We start from the raw sequence: 15,346 nt of genomic DNA, 5'->3' as shown, positions 1-15,346 counted from the left end.
GGGCGCGGGGAACTGCGCGACCAGCCCCCTACGAAGGTGCATGGTCGGCAGCGCGCGCAGTTGATCGAGCAGAGCCCCGCGCCCCTAAAAGACTAGAAGACCACCAGCGAGCGCCCGCCGCGCCCCGCGGCCATCCGCTCGAACGCGGCCGGGATCTCGTCCAGGGTGATCCGGTCGGTGATCAGGGCGTCCAGGTCGAGCCGTCCGGCCCGGACGTGTTCGGCGAGGACCGGGATGTCCTTGACCGGGTCGCTGTTGCCGTAGACGCACGCGGTGAGCGTGCGGGCGAAGTGGAAGACCTCCAGGGCCGAGAAGGAGACCAGGTCGTCCTTGCCGCCGATGCCGACGACCGTCACCCGTCCGCCCTTGCGGGTGGAGGACCAGGCCGCGCGGATGGTCGTGCTGCGGCCCACGCACTCGAAGGCGTGGTCCGCGCCGTTGCCGCCGGTGAGCCTCCGTACGGCCTTGGGGGTCTGCTCGTCGGCGAGCAGGAACTCGGTGGCGCCGTGCAGCCGGGCCAGCTCCTCCTTCTCCGGGCTGACGTCCACCGCGATGATCGGTGACGCGCCCGCGATCCGGGCCGCCTGGAGCACGGCCAGGCCGACCCCGCCGAGGCCGAACACGACCACGGACTCGCCGGCGCGCACCCGCGCCGCGTTGTGGATCGCGCCGTAGCCGGTGAGCACGGCGCAGCCGAGCAGCGCGGCCGAGGTCAGCGGGACGCCCTCGGGCAGCGGGATGATCGCGTTCTCGTTGACGATCGTCTCCTCGGCGAAGGCGGCGACGCCCAGGCCGGGGTAGAGGCCGGTGCCGTCGGGGAGGGCGGCGTAGGTCTCGACCGAGGCGGCGTACTGGTTCTCGCAGAGCCAGGGCTCGCCGATGGTGCAGAGGTGGCAGCTGCCGCAGGCGGGGGCCCAGTTGAGTACGACCGGGTCGCCGGGACGGACCGAGTCCACGCCCTCGCCGACGGAGACCACGGTGCCCGCACCCTCGTGGCCGAGGACCACCGGGGTCTTGGCCCTGAGCACGCCGTTGGCCAGTGAGAGGTCGGAGTGGCAGACGCCGGCGGCGGCCAGCTTGACCCGGACCCGGCCGGGGCCGGGCTCGGGGAGCTCGATCTCGGTGAGTTCGAGCGGGGCTCCCACGGTGGGGAGCAGGGCGGCGCGGACCATGGCTCGGGCCTTTCTCGGCGGGAGGGGGTGGGCGGTGCGGATCAGAACTGCAGCGACTTCGGCTGGAGGAACTCCTCCAGGCCGTGGCGTCCCAGTTCGCGGCCGACGCCGGACTGCTTGTAGCCGCCGAAGGGGGCGAGCGGGTTGAAGCGGCCGCCGTTGATGTCGATCTGGCCGGTGTCCATCCCGCGGGCGAAGGCGGCCGCGGTCTCGTTGTCGGCGGCCCAGACGCCGCCCGCCAGGCCGTAGGCGGTGCCGTTGGCGATCTCCAGGGCGTGCGCCTCGTCGCGGTAGGACAGGATCGACAGCACCGGGCCGAAGATCTCCTCCTGGGCGACGGTGGCGTCCGGGGTGACGTCGGCGAGGACGGTCGGGCGGATGTAGAAGCCGGTCTCCAGGCCCTCGGGGGCCTCCGGGCCACCCGCGACGACCCTGGCGCCCTCGGCGACCGCGGTCTCGATGTAGCCGCGGACCCGGTCCCGCTGCTTGGCGTTGACAACCGGGCCGAGCCGGGTCTCCGGGGAGGTCGGGTCGCCGGGGACGTACTTGGCGGCGGCCTTGGCCGCGATCGCGACGGCCTCCTCGTACTGGTCCTGGTGCACCAGCAGCCGGGTCCAGGCGGTGCAGGTCTGGCCGGAGTTGGCGAAGACGTTGCCGACGTTGACGTTGACCGCGCGGGCCAGGTCGGCGCCGGGCAGGACGACGTTGGCGGACTTGCCGCCGAGTTCCAGGGCGACCCGCTTGATGCCGCCGCCGGCGATCTCGGCGATCTTCGCGCCGACCGCGGTGGAGCCGGTGAAGGAGACCAGGTCGATCCCCGGGTGTCCGGCCAGGGCCGCGCCGGCGACCGTGCCGACCCCGGTGACCAGGTTGAACACCCCGGCCGGGAAGCCGGCCTCGTGCACGATCCGGGCGAACAGCCGGGCCACCAGCGGGGTGTCCTCGGCCGGCTTGAGCACCACGGTGCAGCCCGCGGCCAGGGCCGGGACGACCTTGGCGACCACCTGGTGCAGCGGGTAGTTCCACGGCGTGATGGCGGCGACCACCCCGGCCGGCTCGGCGTACACGGTCGAGTTGCCGACCTGCTCGGTGAACTCGTACCCGGCCAGGATGTCCAGGTAGGAGCCGGCGACGCCGAGCGGCAGGGCGGCCTGGACGTTGGTGGCGAAGCCGATCGGGGAGCCGAGCTCGGCGACGACGGTGGCGGCGATCTCCTGCTGGCGGGCGGCGAGGCCGTCGCGCAGCCGGGTCAGCGGCAGCAGGCGCTCGGCCGGGGTGGTCGCGCCCCAGCCGCGGGCCGCCGCTCGGGCGGCGCGTACCGCGGCGTCCACGTCCTCGGCGGTGCCGGCCGGGACGGACGCGATGACCTCCTCGGTCGCCGGGTTCAGTACCGGGATGCTGTCCGTCCCCAGGGACGGGACCCACTCGCCGCCGATGTACTGATCTCCATGCTGCTGCACCAGGTGGTCCTTCCGTCGCGGCTGCGCTGCCGGGCCGGCTGTTGGTCGGCCGACGTTAACTAGCAATGCTAATTAATCGCTCCGGGCAGCTCCGACGCAAGTGCCGTGTCGAGTGCCGCACGTCACGGTGCATCCGACATGCAGCGTCAGGTCGGCGCCGGGGGGTCGGGCGAGGTCAGGACGGGAACGGCGCCTCGCGCTGGCGCAGCTCCTCGGCCCGCGCGCCGGCCAGCTCCATCCGCACGGTGCAGCCCGTGTCCGAGGTCCTGACCTCGACGCTCTCGCAGATCTGGCGGGCCAGCCAGAGCCCTTCGCCGGGCTGCGGGCCGTCCGGGCGGGGGAGCCGGTAGCCGAGGGTGGGGTCGTCCAGGGCGCTGTCGGCGGGGCGGGGGCCGGGCTGGGTCAGCTCCACCGAGACGGTCCTGGCCTTGGACCAGATCGCCACGGATCCGTCCGTGAGGGGTACGGCCGGGTCCGGGTCCTCGGCCTCCGCCGCGGCGTGGGCCAGCAGCCGGGAGACCTCGGCGACGGCCAGCACCAGCAGTTCGGCCCGCTCCCGGTCCAGGCCCAGGTGCATGGCGTGGTCGGCGACGAAGCCGCGCAGATGGGCGCTGCCGGGTGCGGGGGTGCTCCAGCTGAGCCGGGCGGCGCCGGCCGGCGGCGGCTCCAGCGGTGCGGCCGCCGGGCTCTGCACACGGAAGTGGACCGGTTCCAGGTAGGCGTCGGAGACGGTGGTCCTGGTGCCGTCGATCCGCTGCGGATGGGTGCGCAGCGCGTCGGCCAGCACGTCGGGGCCGGCGATGCGGGAGTCGTAGGGGCAGATCATCCAGATGTTGGTGTCCGTGAGCAGTGCGTTGAGCTGCGACTCCATCTGTTTCCAGGCGGCGGCCTCGGCCCGGGAGCGGCCGGCCCAGACCGGCTCGGCGATGATCCGGACGTGGCGCGGGCCGTCCCCGTTCGCGGTGCTGCCGCCGGTCGCCGCGGTGTGCCGCCAGTAGCGCTCGAACGCGGCCACGCGCTGGGGCGGGCGGCGGCCGAAGTACGCCGTCTCGGCGAAGTCCAGTCGGTCGGCCCGGTCGCCCAGGGCCTCGCTGAGCAGCTCCAGATTGGCGGAGGTGGTGGCGGCCAGCACCGGTTCGCCGCGCCGGAAGCCCTCCTCCACGAAGGGCAGCGCCATGGCCAGGAACTCCTCGTCGGAGCCGTAGACGCAGACCTGGTGCCGGAAGTCCGGATCGGTGGAGCGGAAGCTGTCGGCGGTGTCCCAGCCGGCCATCCTGATGACCCGTCGGACGTGGGCGGCCGGACGCTCCAGGTGCAGCGAGCGGCCGTCGCTGAGGTCCTGCTTGGTGGCCATCAGCAGCCGCAGGCCCTCCAGGTCGATGAAGTCCAGACCCGACATGTCGACATGGAGATCCTCGTCCAGGTCGGCCCCGTCGGCCAGGGCCGCCTTCAGCGCCTGGGCCAGCGGGGTGTGCCCGCCGTCGCCGACCGCCCCGCTCAGCCCCAGCCCCGGGGTCGCCCCGCGGTGCCGGCGGATGACCAGCTCGCCGTCCTCGAACTGGGCGTTCTCGGCCGCCCTGCCGTTGTGCGCCGCGTCCACCACGGCCATGTCGGCCGAGGCGAAGGCCCGGTGGTCGTACTGGCACAGCGCCAGCACCTTGCCGCCGACCGCCAGCGGGGAGACCGCCTGCTCGTAGGCGACGATCTGCTGCATGGTGATGCCGTGCCTGGGCACCCAGCCGGTCTCGCCGGTGACCCGCAGCAGCCGGTAACCCTCGGCGGCGGCCTGCTCGATCAGCGAGTCCATCATGGCGACGGTGCGGTCGATGTCGAAGTACCCGTCGATCATGTAGACCAGGTCGGCCGGGACGATCAGCAACTGCCCGCTCGCCGCCAGGCCGTCCACGTCGATGCCGGCGCCGGTCAGCGTCTCCCGCACCCGGACCAGGGCCGGGCCGTCGTCCTCGGCGATGTAGATGACCTTGTCGTGCCACTGCACCCCGTCGCGGACGAAGGCGGCGGTCACCGCGGCGCGTTCGCGCTCGTCCCCGAAGACGAAGCAGAGGTGGTCATTGGGCCGCACGGCGCCGACGGGCACGGGCTGCTGGACGGTGGCCATCAGGCCTCCTGCTGCCGGCGGCTTCCGAATGCCGCGGATGCCGCAAATCTAGGGCGGAACGGTAGATCAGGTCAGCACCTTGGCGAAATCCGATGCCTGCGGTGAGCGATTCCGTGCCCCCGCGAACCCATAGACTCAGGCAATGCGATCGGATGCACACCCCGCGGCCAAGAGTGCCACCGGCGCGCGCGCCACCGCGCCCGCGCCCAGGGCGAAGCGGGTGCCGCGGGCCCAGCGCGAACAGCAGATGCTGGACGCCGCCGTGCGCGTCTTCTCCCGTTCCGGCTACCACGCGGCCTCCATGGACGAGATCGCCGAGGAGTGCGCGGTCTCCAAGCCGATGCTCTACCTCTACCTGGGGTCCAAGGAGGAGCTCTTCGCCGCCTGCATCCGGCGCGAGGCGGACCGGCTGATCGTGGCCGTGGGCCAGGCGGCCGAGCCGGGGCTGGAGGCGGGGGAGCAGCTGCGGCGCGGGCTCACCGCCTTCTTCGGCTTCGTCGCCGAGCACCGGGAGAGCTGGATCGTGCTCTACCAGCAGGCCCGGGCCCAGGGCGAGCCGGTGGTCGAGGAGGTCGCCGCGGCCCGCCGCCAGGTCACCGCCGCGGTCACCGCGCTGGTCCGCCGGGCGGCGCTGGACTCCGTCCCGCCGCCGCGCCCCGGCGAGCGCCCCGACCGCGGCGAGGCCGCCGCGGTCGCCCAGGCCATCGTCGGCGCTGCGGACGCCCTGGCCGGCTGGGTCCTCGACACCGGCCCCGAGCCGCCCGAGGAGACCGCCCGCCGGCTGATGTCGGTGATCTGGATCGGCCTGGAACCCCGCCTGCACGGCGCCCGCTACCGCAAGCCGTCGGAGTGACGGCGGCTCGGTGACGGCGGCTCGGTGACGACTGCGGCCTGGTGACGACCGCGGTCTGACGGGCTCTCACCAACCCAGCGCGGCCATCGCGGCGTTGTGGCCGGGGATGCCGCTGACGCCGCCGCCGCGGACCGCGCCGGCGCCGCAGAGCAGGACGTTGGGGTGGGCGGTGGCGACGCCCCAGCGGTCCGGCGGCGCACCGGCGTCGGTGTCGTCCTCCGCGAAGGGGAAGGCCAGGTCGCGGTGGAAGATGTTGCCGCCGGGCAGGCCGAGGTCGCGCTCCAGGTCCAGCGGGCTGCGCGCCTCCAGGCAGGGCCTGCCCTCGGCGTCCACCGCCAGGCAGTCGGCCAGCGGCTCGTCCAGCACCGCGTCCAGCTGGGCCAGCACCGCCGCGAGCGCGGCCTCACGCACGCTGTCGTGGTCGGAGCCGGCGAACAGCCGGGCCGGCAGGTGCAGCCCGAACAGGGTCAGCGTCTGGTAGCCCTGCTCGCGCAGTTCCGGGCCGAGGATGGACGGGTCGGTCAGCGAGTGGCAGTAGAGCTCGGACGGTGCGACGGACGGCACCGCACCCGCCTCGGCGTCCCGGTAGGCGTCCTCCAACTGCCGGTAGTCCTCCGCCACATGGAAGGTCCCGGCGAAGGCGGCCCGCGGGTCCACGTCCCGGTCGCGCAGCCGGGGCAGCCGGCGCAGCAGCATGTTCACCTTCAGCTGCGAGCCCTCCGGGTCGGGCCCGGCGGGCGCCTCGCCCAGCAGCCGCTCCAGCTCGCGCGGGGCGGCGTTGCACAGCACCTGCGCCGCGTCGACCCGCAGCTCCTCCCCGCCGAGGCGGAACACCACCTCGGCCTCGCTGCCGTCGGTCCGCACCGTCGTCACCTCACAGCCCGTCAGCAGCTCGGCCCCGGCCTTCCGGGCGGCCGAGGCCAGCGCGTCGGTGACCGCGCCCATCCCGCCGACCGGGACGTCCCAGTCACCGGTGCCGTTGCCGATCACGTGGTAGAGGAAGCAGCGGTTCTGCCGCAGCGAGGGGTCGTGGGCATGGGTGAACGTGCCGATCAGGGCGTCGGTCAGGACCACCCCGCGGACCAGGTCGTCGGCGAAGGACGCCTCCACCGCCTCCCCGAGCGGGCGCTCGAACAGCGCCTCCCAGGCGGCGTCGTCGCCGATCCGCTTGCGCAGCTCCGTCCGGGTCGGCAGCGGTCCGGTCAGCGTCGGGAAGACCGCCCTGGCCACCTGCCCGGTCCGCCCGTAGAACTCGCGCCAGGCCTGGAACTCCCGCCCCGAGCCGGTGAGCCGGCGGAACCCCTCGGCGGTGGCCGTCTCGTCGCCGTTGTCGACAAGCAGCCCTGTCGACCGGTCCGCCCGCTGCACCGGCGTGTAGGAGGACACCCTGCGCCGGCGCAGCTCCACCTTCAGGCCCAGATCCGTCCTGATCCGCTCGGGCAGCAGGCTCACCAGGTAGGAGTAGCGCGACAGCCGGGCGTCCACCCCGGCGAAAGCCCGCTCCGACACCGCCGCGCCGCCGGTGTGCCCCAGCCGCTCCAGCAGCAGCACGCTGCGCCCGGCCCGGGCCAGGTAGGCGGCTGCGACCAGCCCGTTGTGGCCGCCCCCGACCACCACCACGTCGTAGCGGCGCTGCAGCGGGGACACGTAGACGGAAGAGGAATCGCTCATTCGGAAGTCCTACCAGCCGGACGGGTCCTCGGCCAGACCTCGTCGTCGCTCACCCGTTCGGCCCGCAGCGGGTCGCCGGGCGGGCGGGCGCGTGTGAGCGTGAGGGCGTCCGAGACAGCCAGATTTCCGGAGGACCCGTCGTGCTGACGAACACCCGCCTTCGTACCTCGCTCGCGGCGGTGGCGCTGGCCGCGTCGCTGCTGGTGCTGCCGGCCTGCTCCAGCGGCAGCAGCAAGAGCTCCGTCAGCGCGGTCGGTGCCGCCGTGGCTGCGACGCCGACCAGCAGCGCCGACCGGGTCAAGTTCGCCAAGACCAAGTTCGTGGCCAACGCGAGCCTGGCCGCCGGGGCCGCGTACCAGTGGCTCTACAAGCCGTTCAAGGCGGGCACCTTCAAGAGCGGCGCCAAGGGCAGGACCTTCGCCCTGGTGAAGGGCGGCCTGGCCGGCGCCTTCACCTACAACCGGCTGAAGGCCGCGCTCAACGACGCCAAGGGTGACCCCACCCTGTCCAAGGCCACCGACGCGCTGTCGTCCGGTATCGAGAGCATCAAGAACCTGCCGAGCAAGATCAGGGGCGGCAACGCCACCGACGCGGACTTCAACCAGGTGCAGAGCGTCGTCGACGGGGTGAAGAAGGCCGCCTCGCAGAACGGCCTCAACGTCACCGACCAGGTGCCCTCGGCCGGCCAGCTCACCCAGATGGTGTCGAGCTGACCCCTTCGGCCCCGGCCGCACCGGCCTCGGCCCGCGCGAAGACGTAGCGCCACTGCCTGCGGCCGTCCGCCGCGTGGAACTGCTCCCGGACGTAGACCAGCGTCTGGGCCGGCCGGTCCGACGCGGCGGGCACCGTGGTCCGCTGCTCCGGGGGCACGCGTTCGGCAAGGTTGACCGGGACCGCCGCGACCCTGCCGTCCAGCGGCCCTCCCACGAACTGGACCCGGGCTCGGCGCATGGACCCCAGCCTCTCACTTCCGGCCCCTGGCACACACCACCCCTGTCGCACCCGTATCCTGCTCTGTACACATTCCGGTAACCCTGGGGTGCGTACGGTGGCGAGAGGGGCTCGATGCAATCCGCGGGCAGGCGATCCAACTGGTGGCGCAGGCGCTCGGGCCTGGGCGCGCGCGAAACCGGTCCGCTGGGCGCCGCGGAGGCTGCCGCCCGCCTGGAGTCCCGGCTGGAACAGCTGCTGCGCGCGGTCCGCGCGGGCTTCCCGGTCGCCCCGGCCGCGCACGCCGTCGACTACCGGTGCTCCTGCGGCCGGGTGGGCTGTCCCGCCCCCGCGCAGCACCCGCTCTCCTTCGCCTGGCAGTCGCAGGCGTCCGCCGACGCCGAGCAGGTCACCCGCTGGCTGACCCGGGACCCCGAGGCCAACGCGGTCACCGCGACCGGCCGCAACCACGACGTGCTGGACGTACCGGCGGAGGCCGGTCGGTTGGCGCTGGAGCGGATGGACAGCCTGGGCGTGGCGGTCGGTCCGGTCGCCGCGGTCGGCGAGGACCGCTACCTCTTCTTCACCACCAGCCGCTACGCGCTGGACGAGGACGAGTGGTGGACCTCGGAACTGGACACCAGCCCCGAGGACGTCTCCGAACACCCGGGCCTGCGGTGGCACACGCGCGGCAGCTACGTGCTGCTGCCCCCGTCCCGTCTCGCCGACGGCTCCACGGTCAGCTGGGTACGCGACCCGGACCGCCCCCTCCCCGACCCGCTACGCGTCCTGGACGTCCTCACGGACGCCTGCACCGCGGTTGGCGCCGTCGCGGTGGGGGAGCATTGGCTTATCGGTTAGCTGCGGCGCCTGCCTGGCTGGTCGCGCAGTTCCCCGCGCCCCTGCCGATTGCAACTGGCTCACTTGCAGCCCCCTAGGGGCGCGAGGAACTGCGCGACCAGCCACCGCACCACAGGTCACGGCAGAGTCAGCACCTCGGACCCGCTCTCGGTCACCACCAGCGTGTGCTCGAACTGCGCAGTGCGCCTGCGGTCCTTGGTCACCACCGTCCACCCGTCCGGCCAGATGTCGTGCTGGTAGGTGCCCAGGGTCAGCATGGGCTCGATGGTGAAAGTCATCCCCGGCTGCATCACCGTGGTCGCATACGGGCTGTCGTAGTGCGGCACGATCAGGCCGGAGTGGAACGACGTGTTGATGCCGTGCCCGGTGAAGTCCCGTACGACGCCGTAGTTGAAGCGTTTGGCGTAGGACTCGATGACCCGCCCGATCACATTGATCTGCCGCCCGGGCTTGACCGCCGCGATCCCGCGTCGGGTGGCCTCCCTGGTCCGCTCCACCAGCAGCTTGGACTCCTCGTCCACATTGCCGACCAGGTAGGTGGCGTTGAGGTCGCCGTGCACCCCATGGATGAACGCGGTGACGTCCAGATTGACGATGTCGCCGTCCTGGAGCACGGTCGAGTCCGGGATGCCGTGGCAGATCACCTCGTTGACCGAGGTGCAGATGGACTTGGGGAAGCCCCGGTAGCCCAGGTCCGAGGGGTAGGCGTCGTGGTCGCACATGTACTCGTGGGCGATCCGGTCCAGCTCGTCCGTGGTCACGCCGGGCGCGATGGCCGCGGCCGCGGCGTCCATGGCCCTGGCCGCGATCCGTCCGGCGATCCGCATCTTCTCGATGGTCTCCGCGGACTGCACCTCCGGGCCGGTGTAGGGGGCGGGCCCCTTGCGGCCCACGTACTCGGGGCGCGGGATGTGCGCCGGGACGCTGCGGGTCGGTGACAGGGTGCCGGGAACGAGTGGAGACATGCGGGCGATTCTAGGGGGTGTCCGGCGGGCCCCGGAGTGCGACGCGAAGCCCTGGGCAGGATGCTGATGGCGGACGCGAGCGCGGCGCAACACCGGGAAACGTAGGGAGAAGCGTGATGGCCGACGGTGCCGACAAGGCCGAGGGCTGGTTCTACTGCCTCAAGCACAAGACCGTGGAGCAGGGCATGGTCTGCCCCGCGCGCAACCGGCTCGGGCCGTATGCGACCGAGGCGGAGGCCGCAAGGGCACTGGAGAAGACCAAGGAGCGCAACGAGGAGTGGGACAACGACCCCCGCTGGCAGTGAGCGGACCCCGCACCAACCCCGCACGGACGGCGGGCGGACGGCAGCGACACGGTAAGGGGCTGGCATTCCGGATATTCCGGACAGCTCTTGGCGTGGCGGCGCTGATCGTGCCAGGGTTGCCGTCGAGACCGGCATGGGTACGCACTTCCCGCACCGGTGAGGGTACGGGCACGGCGGGGGCGCACGCGGGTGGCGGACAGGGCAGCGGCGGCACAGCGGCGGAGCGGTGATCCCGGGTCAGCCCCTGCCGAATCCCGCTCCGGCGCCCCTAGCCGCAGCGCCCGCCGCCCCAGTGCCCGCGGACCGCTCCTGCTGCTCGCCGTCGTGGTCGGAACCGCCGTGGCCGCGGTGTGCCTGCGGGCCGGGGGTTCCGCCCCGCTGGGCGGGGTCGGCGTGCTGCACGGGCTGTGGCTGCTGGTCGCCCTGGTGGTCTTCGCCGGCGGCTGGTACGGCGTGGCCCAGTACCAGGCCCGGCAGGGCGAGCGGCCGCTGGGGACGCCGCGCGAGGAGCGCCTGCAGACCCTGACCGTCGCCGCGCTCGGCATCATCGGGCTGGCGACCACCGTCGGGGTGGCCATGCTCGGACTGACCCACACCGGCCCGCCGGACCTGCCGCCACCGGACCTGACCCCGGTCACACCGCCGCCGAACCAGCAGCCCAGCCCCCTGGCCCTGCCCAGCCTGGCACCGGCCAGGAAGAGCGGCTCGCACCCCTTTCCGGTCGGCGAGGTGCTGCTGGTCCTGATCAGCCTGCTGGCCGTGGCGGCCGTCGTGGTCCTGGCGGTCTTCGTGAGCCGCTGGCTCCAGGCCCGCAGGACGCCCCCGCCGGTGCTCCGGTCCACCCTCGCCCCGGAGGACGACGACGGCGCCACGCTCGGCGACGCCGTCCGGGCCGGGCGGCTGGCGCTGCAGGGCGAGGACGTCAGGGCCGCGGTGATCGCCTGCTACGCCGCGATGGAGGAGTCCCTGGTCGCCGGCGGGGTGCGCCGCCACGCCGCCGACAGCCCGGCCGACCTGCTGCGCCGGGCCTCCGAGGCGGGTCTGCTGGCCGGTCTGGCACCGCATCAGCTCGCCGGCCTGTTCCGCGAGGCGCGCTACTCCACCCATCCGATGACCGAGTCCGACCTGCAGCAGGCGCGGGCCGCGCTCGACGAGATCAGCGCCCTGCTCGCGGAGCGCGCCGCCCGGCTGGAGGCCGAGGCCGCAGCGGCGGCTGCGCTGGCCGAGCAGGCGGCAGCGGCCGAGGCGGCAGCGGTGCCGGTGTCGAAGGGGGCGGAGGCCCGATGAGTCCGCGAGCGGTACCACGCCTGGCCGTCCTGCCGGAGTCGCTCCTCTGGCTCGGCGCCGCCGCGCTCTGCTCCGAGGTGGCGCTGGCGCTGGTCGGCGGGCTGCCGGGGGCGGCCACCGGGGCCGCCGTCCTGGCCGTCGCCGGGATCCTGGCGGTGCGCTACGTCCACGGCGCCCAGGCCATGGACAGCGACTACCGCCGCAAGGTCCACCTGGTCGGCAGCCGCGAGCCGACCCTGCGCTACTGGGACGCCGCGATCGAGGACGCCCTCGACTCCATGAGCGGCTACGAACTGCACCTGCGGCCGCTGCTGCAGCGCCTCTACGCGGTGCGCCTGGCCGAGCGGCACGGGGTCTCCCTGGACACCCAGCCCCGGCAGGCCGCCGCGATCATCGGCCCCGAGCTGTGGCCCTGGATCGACCCCACCCGGCCCCGCACCGGGCGCCATCCGCTGGACGTCGGCCCGCCGGCGCCCGCGGCCGGCAACGGGGCCGCGGGCCGGCAGCGGCGCAGCACCACCCGCCGGGTCGACCCCCGGCTCGCCCCCGACCCCATCAGCGGGCCCGTCCTGACCGCCCTCGTCGAACGCCTGGAAAAGATGTGACGTGACGCCGGATCCGTCGACCCCGCCGATACCGCCCCTTCCCGAACCGTCCGAACCGTCCGAACCGGACATGAGGAGCGCAGTGACAACCGTGAGCCCGCAGGACGCCCCGGTCCTGACGCCCCAGCAGGCGGGCAGCCGCGCGCACGAGGTGCTGACCGAGGTCGAGCGCGCCGTCGTCGGCAAGCGCCAGGCGCTGGAACTGGTCATGCTCGGCGTGCTGGCCGGCGGACACGTCCTGATCGAGGACCTGCCCGGCCTGGGCAAGACCCTGCTGGCCCGGTCCTTCGCCACCGTGCTCGGCCTGGACTTCAGCCGGATCCAGTTCACCCCCGACCTGCTGCCCTCCGACGTCTCCGGCGCCCCGTTCTACGACCAGCGCAGCGGAGAGATGGTGTTCCGTCCCGGGCCGGTCTTCACCAACCTGCTGCTCGCGGACGAGATCAACCGCACCCCGCCGAAGACCCAGGCGGCGCTGCTGGAGGCGATGGCCGAGGCCCAGGTCTCGGTGGACGGCACCACCCGTCGGCTGCCCTCGCCCTTCGTGGTCATCGCCACCGACAACCCGATCGAGTACGAGGGCACCTACACCCTGCCCGAGGCCCAGCTGGACCGCTTCCTGCTCCGGGTCAGGATGGGCTACCTGCCGGTCGCCGACGAGGCCGCGATGCTCCGGGCCCGCCTGGACCGGTCCGCGCCGGAGGCCGTCCTCAAGCCGCTGACCGACCCGGCCGAGGTGCTGGCGATGCGGGACAGCCTGGAGCGGGTCGAGATCGACGACGATCTGGTCGACTACATCGTGGCGCTGATCGACGCGACCCGTAAGCACGCCCAGATCCAGGTCGGCGCCTCGCCCCGGGGCGGCCTGGCGCTGGTGCAGCTGGCCCGGGCCCGGGCGGTCATGGCCGGACGCGACTTCGTCACCCCGGAGGACGTCAAGTCGGTGGCGGTCCCCGCGCTGGCGCACCGGATCAGCCTCAAGCCGGAGCTCTGGGTGCGCCGGATCAGCGCCGACGACGTGATCGCGGGGGTGGTGGAGACCGTGCCCACACCGCGGACCACGCCCCGCAGCGCCACGCGGACCGGTGCGCAGATCGCCCCGCAGACCACTCCGCCCCAGGCATGACAGTGGGTCGGACGCTCCGGCGCAGATCGGCCCGGGCCGCAGCGGGACGCGCGACCGGTGCCGCGGCGGCCCCGGTCGAGCCCGCGCCGCTGCTCCCGCCGGAGGTGCGCCGCGCGCTCGGCGGCGACGGCACCCACCGCCCGGACTCCGAGCCGCCCGCCCCCGGCCCGGACGGCGCCCGCCCGTCCGAGCGGGCGCTGCGGCTGGCCACGGTGGCCGCGGTGGCGACGGCGGCCGCGGTGCTGACCGGGCAGCCCTGGCTGCTGGCGCTGGCCGTCGGCCCGGCGGTGCTGCTGGTCCTGGCCGGCGTCGGCGGCCGACCCGACCGGGCCGGGGCCACCGCCGAGGTCGGCTCCCGGCGCTACTTCGAGGACGAGACGGTCACCGTGCGGATCACCGTCCACTTCGACGGCGCCGTGGGCTGGATCGACCCCGGTGTGGCCCCGGGCCCGGGCACCGAACTGCTCTCCGTGGACGTCACCGGATCCGTCGTCACCCTGGGCTTCACCGCCACCCGTTGGGGCCGCTGGTCGCTCGGCGTGGTCGACCTCGACCTCTACGACGCTGGGGGGCTGGCCCGCTCCACGGTCCGGGTCGACCTCGGCGAGATCGAGGTCTTCCCGGTGCCGGCGGACGGCAGGCTCACCCCTATCCCGGTCCGGCTGCCGGACCGGCTGGGCGAGCACACCGCCCGCCAGTCCGGCGAGGGCATCGAGGTCATCGGGGTGCGGCCGCACGTCTGGGGCGAGCGCCAGCGCCGCATCCACTGGCCGTCCACGACCCGGCGCGGCTCCATCCAGATCAACCAGTTCGCCGCCGAGCGCACCGCCGACGCGGTGGTCCTGCTGGACGCCTTCAGCGACGTCGCGGACCCGGTCACCGGCAGCTCCAGCCTGGACGAGTCGCTGCGGGTCGCCGCCGGCCTGGTCCGCACCTATCTGCGCAGCCACGACCGGGTCGGCATCGTCTCGGTCGGCGGCAAGCTGCACTGGCTGCAGCCCGGCACCGGCGACGCCTACTTCTACCGCATCGTGCAGACCGTCCTGGACGTCCGCCGGGACCTCACCTTCCACACACCCGACCTCAGCCGGCTCCCGCCGCCCGCGCTGCCGCACGGCGCGCTGGTCTACGCGGTCACGCCGCTGGCCGACAACCGGATCATGGACGTGCTGGGCGGCCTCGCCGAGCACGGCAACCCGATCGCGGTGGTCGAGATCCCGATCGGCGACCCCAGGATCGCCGCGGACGACCCGGTGGAGCAACTGGCCCTGCGGCTCTGGCGACTGGACCGCGAGGCGGTCCGCTTCAGCCTGGTCGAGAAGGGCATCCCGGTCGTCCCCTGGCTGGGCGAGACCCTCGACCTGTCCCTCGCCCCGCTGCTGCGCAGCCGTCTCTCCGGGAGGGTCGGTTGACCACGACCAAGGCCTCGACCTCGGCCACGACCACCGAAACACCGGGGCCCGGCCTCGACCGCCCGGTCCAGCTCCTCGGCTGCGCGCTGGCGCTGCTGGTCACCGACCCCACCTCCTGGGCCGGCCGGCCCGCCGTCGACTACGTCGTGCCGCTCTTCGCCCTGGCCGCGGCCCTGTTCGCGGCGGCCCCGCTGACGGCGCGTCCGGTCGCCGACGGCTACCGCTGGTACGCCCGGCTGGCCCGGCACCGCAACACCGCCTTCGCGGTGCTGTGCATCGTCCTCGCCGCGACCGACCCGCCCCCGGCCTGGCTCGCCGCCGTCGACGCGGCCCTGCTGCTCACCTACCTGCTCGCGGTCGACGCGGTGGCCGCGGGCCCGCCCGGCCTGCGCCTGCTCCGCCGCCCGCTCACCCTGCTCGCCGCCTACGGCGGCACCGCAGCCGTGCTGGCGGCCGCCCTGCTCCCGACCACCTCGCTGGGCCCGTCGTCCCGCCTGATCGCCGCCCTCGCCCTGATCGGCGCCGGGGCCGCGGTGGCGGTCGCGTTGGGGATCAGGGGCCGGCGGGGATAGCGGCCGGG

General features: G+C 73.9%; 15 protein-coding genes. 9 read left to right on the top strand and 6 right to left on the bottom strand.

The annotated features are described in order from the left end of the window. Positions 1 to 92: 92 nt before the first annotated feature. The 3 genes from ABUW04_RS24295 to ABUW04_RS24285 all read right to left on the bottom strand — a co-directional run bounded on the left by ABUW04_RS24295 (position 93) and on the right by ABUW04_RS24285 (position 4,751). Positions 93 to 1,172: a Zn-dependent alcohol dehydrogenase gene (locus ABUW04_RS24295; RefSeq protein ID WP_380566589.1), complete on the bottom strand. Its 1,080-nt coding sequence runs from the start codon at positions 1,170 to 1,172 to the stop codon at positions 93 to 95. Between the two features lie 41 nt (positions 1,173 to 1,213). Next, complete coding sequence (locus tag ABUW04_RS24290; protein ID WP_380566588.1) at positions 1,214 to 2,632, bottom strand: aldehyde dehydrogenase family protein; 1,419 nt, start codon at positions 2,630 to 2,632, stop codon at positions 1,214 to 1,216. Between the two features lie 175 nt (positions 2,633 to 2,807). Further along, the gene (locus ABUW04_RS24285; RefSeq protein ID WP_380566587.1) at positions 2,808 to 4,751 is read right to left on the bottom strand and encodes an anti-sigma factor RsbA family regulatory protein; all 1,944 of its coding nucleotides are present in this window, start codon (positions 4,749 to 4,751) and stop codon (positions 2,808 to 2,810) included. Between the two features lie 142 nt (positions 4,752 to 4,893). On the opposite strand from ABUW04_RS24285, the gene ABUW04_RS24280 reads away from it, so the two are divergent. After that, positions 4,894 to 5,604 (top strand): TetR/AcrR family transcriptional regulator, encoded by a 711-nt coding sequence (locus ABUW04_RS24280; protein ID WP_084713684.1) that lies wholly within the window; start codon positions 4,894 to 4,896, stop codon positions 5,602 to 5,604. 66 nt (positions 5,605 to 5,670) lie between these two features. Here the strand turns inward: ABUW04_RS24280 and ABUW04_RS24275 are convergent, their stop codons facing one another. Further along, on the bottom strand, positions 5,671 to 7,275 hold the full coding sequence (locus ABUW04_RS24275; protein WP_380566586.1) for a phytoene desaturase family protein: 1,605 nt from the start codon (positions 7,273 to 7,275) through the stop codon (positions 5,671 to 5,673). Positions 7,276 to 7,415: 140 nt separating this feature from the next. Between ABUW04_RS24275 and ABUW04_RS24270 the strand changes: the two genes are divergently transcribed. Next, complete coding sequence (locus ABUW04_RS24270) at positions 7,416 to 7,988, top strand: hypothetical protein (protein ID WP_084713686.1); 573 nt, start codon at positions 7,416 to 7,418, stop codon at positions 7,986 to 7,988. Here ABUW04_RS24270 and ABUW04_RS24265 read toward each other — a convergent pair. Further along, positions 7,966 to 8,226 carry a hypothetical protein gene (locus ABUW04_RS24265; protein WP_380566585.1) on the bottom strand — a complete coding sequence of 87 codons (261 nt, stop codon included), beginning with the start codon at positions 8,224 to 8,226 and terminating at the stop codon, positions 7,966 to 7,968. The genes ABUW04_RS24270 and ABUW04_RS24265 overlap by 23 nt on opposite strands. A gap of 114 nt (positions 8,227 to 8,340) precedes the next feature. Between ABUW04_RS24265 and ABUW04_RS24260 the strand changes: the two genes are divergently transcribed. Then, complete coding sequence (locus ABUW04_RS24260; RefSeq protein WP_084713688.1) at positions 8,341 to 9,066, top strand: bifunctional DNA primase/polymerase; 726 nt, start codon at positions 8,341 to 8,343, stop codon at positions 9,064 to 9,066. 116 nt (positions 9,067 to 9,182) lie between these two features. Here ABUW04_RS24260 and map read toward each other — a convergent pair whose 3' ends face one another. Then, positions 9,183 to 10,031: a type I methionyl aminopeptidase gene (gene map, locus ABUW04_RS24255; protein WP_380520811.1), complete on the bottom strand. Its 849-nt coding sequence runs from the start codon at positions 10,029 to 10,031 to the stop codon at positions 9,183 to 9,185. A gap of 116 nt (positions 10,032 to 10,147) precedes the next feature. Between map and ABUW04_RS24250 the strand changes: the two genes are divergently transcribed. From ABUW04_RS24250 to ABUW04_RS24225, 6 genes are all read left to right on the top strand, one after another. Then, positions 10,148 to 10,336: a hypothetical protein gene (locus ABUW04_RS24250; protein ID WP_030251329.1), complete on the top strand. Its 189-nt coding sequence runs from the start codon at positions 10,148 to 10,150 to the stop codon at positions 10,334 to 10,336. 324 nt (positions 10,337 to 10,660) lie between these two features. After that, complete coding sequence (locus ABUW04_RS24245) at positions 10,661 to 11,623, top strand: DUF4129 domain-containing protein (protein WP_380566584.1); 963 nt, start codon at positions 10,661 to 10,663, stop codon at positions 11,621 to 11,623. Then, positions 11,620 to 12,228 carry an NfeD family protein gene (locus tag ABUW04_RS24240; protein WP_380566583.1) on the top strand — a complete coding sequence of 203 codons (609 nt, stop codon included), beginning with the start codon at positions 11,620 to 11,622 and terminating at the stop codon, positions 12,226 to 12,228. Before ABUW04_RS24245 ends, ABUW04_RS24240 begins: the two co-directional genes overlap by 4 nt. Positions 12,229 to 12,298: 70 nt before the next feature. Beyond that, complete coding sequence (locus ABUW04_RS24235) at positions 12,299 to 13,354, top strand: AAA family ATPase (protein WP_380566582.1); 1,056 nt, start codon at positions 12,299 to 12,301, stop codon at positions 13,352 to 13,354. Beyond that, a complete protein-coding gene (locus ABUW04_RS24230) occupies positions 13,351 to 14,766 on the top strand; it encodes a DUF58 domain-containing protein (protein ID WP_380566581.1) in 1,416 nt (471 codons plus the stop codon). The genes ABUW04_RS24235 and ABUW04_RS24230 overlap by 4 nt, the downstream gene beginning before the upstream one ends. Next, positions 14,763 to 15,338 (top strand): hypothetical protein, encoded by a 576-nt coding sequence (locus ABUW04_RS24225; protein WP_380566580.1) that lies wholly within the window; start codon positions 14,763 to 14,765, stop codon positions 15,336 to 15,338. Before ABUW04_RS24230 ends, ABUW04_RS24225 begins: the two co-directional genes overlap by 4 nt. The last annotated feature ends 8 nt before the right edge of the window (positions 15,339 to 15,346 follow it).

Origin of the sequence: Streptacidiphilus jeojiensis (assembly GCF_042510965.1) — a bacterium.
Lineage (GTDB): Bacteria > Actinomycetota > Actinomycetes > Streptomycetales > Streptomycetaceae > Streptacidiphilus > Streptacidiphilus jeojiensis.
Note: the sequence above shows the minus strand (reverse complement) of the source record. Positions and strands in the feature narration are given on the sequence as shown.

Bases quoted from the DNA above. Each gene is read 5' to 3' on its own strand.
- ABUW04_RS24250 (WP_030251329.1), top strand. From the start codon at position 10,148: ATGGCCGACGGTGCCGACAAGGCCGAGGGCTGGTTCTACTGCCTCAAG.
- ABUW04_RS24240 (WP_380566583.1), top strand. From the start codon at position 11,620: ATGAGTCCGCGAGCGGTACCACGCCTGGCCGTCCTGCCGGAGTCGCTC.
- ABUW04_RS24265 (WP_380566585.1), bottom strand. From the start codon at position 8,226: ATGCGCCGAGCCCGGGTCCAGTTCGTGGGAGGGCCGCTGGACGGCAGG.
- ABUW04_RS24280 (WP_084713684.1), top strand. From the start codon at position 4,894: ATGCGATCGGATGCACACCCCGCGGCCAAGAGTGCCACCGGCGCGCGC.
- ABUW04_RS24230 (WP_380566581.1), top strand. From the start codon at position 13,351: ATGACAGTGGGTCGGACGCTCCGGCGCAGATCGGCCCGGGCCGCAGCG.
- ABUW04_RS24285 (WP_380566587.1), bottom strand. From the start codon at position 4,751: ATGGCCACCGTCCAGCAGCCCGTGCCCGTCGGCGCCGTGCGGCCCAAT.
- map (WP_380520811.1), bottom strand. From the start codon at position 10,031: ATGTCTCCACTCGTTCCCGGCACCCTGTCACCGACCCGCAGCGTCCCG.
- ABUW04_RS24235 (WP_380566582.1), top strand. From the start codon at position 12,299: ATGAGGAGCGCAGTGACAACCGTGAGCCCGCAGGACGCCCCGGTCCTG.
- ABUW04_RS24260 (WP_084713688.1), top strand. From the start codon at position 8,341: ATGCAATCCGCGGGCAGGCGATCCAACTGGTGGCGCAGGCGCTCGGGC.
- ABUW04_RS24275 (WP_380566586.1), bottom strand. From the start codon at position 7,275: ATGAGCGATTCCTCTTCCGTCTACGTGTCCCCGCTGCAGCGCCGCTAC.
- ABUW04_RS24295 (WP_380566589.1), bottom strand. From the start codon at position 1,172: ATGGTCCGCGCCGCCCTGCTCCCCACCGTGGGAGCCCCGCTCGAACTC.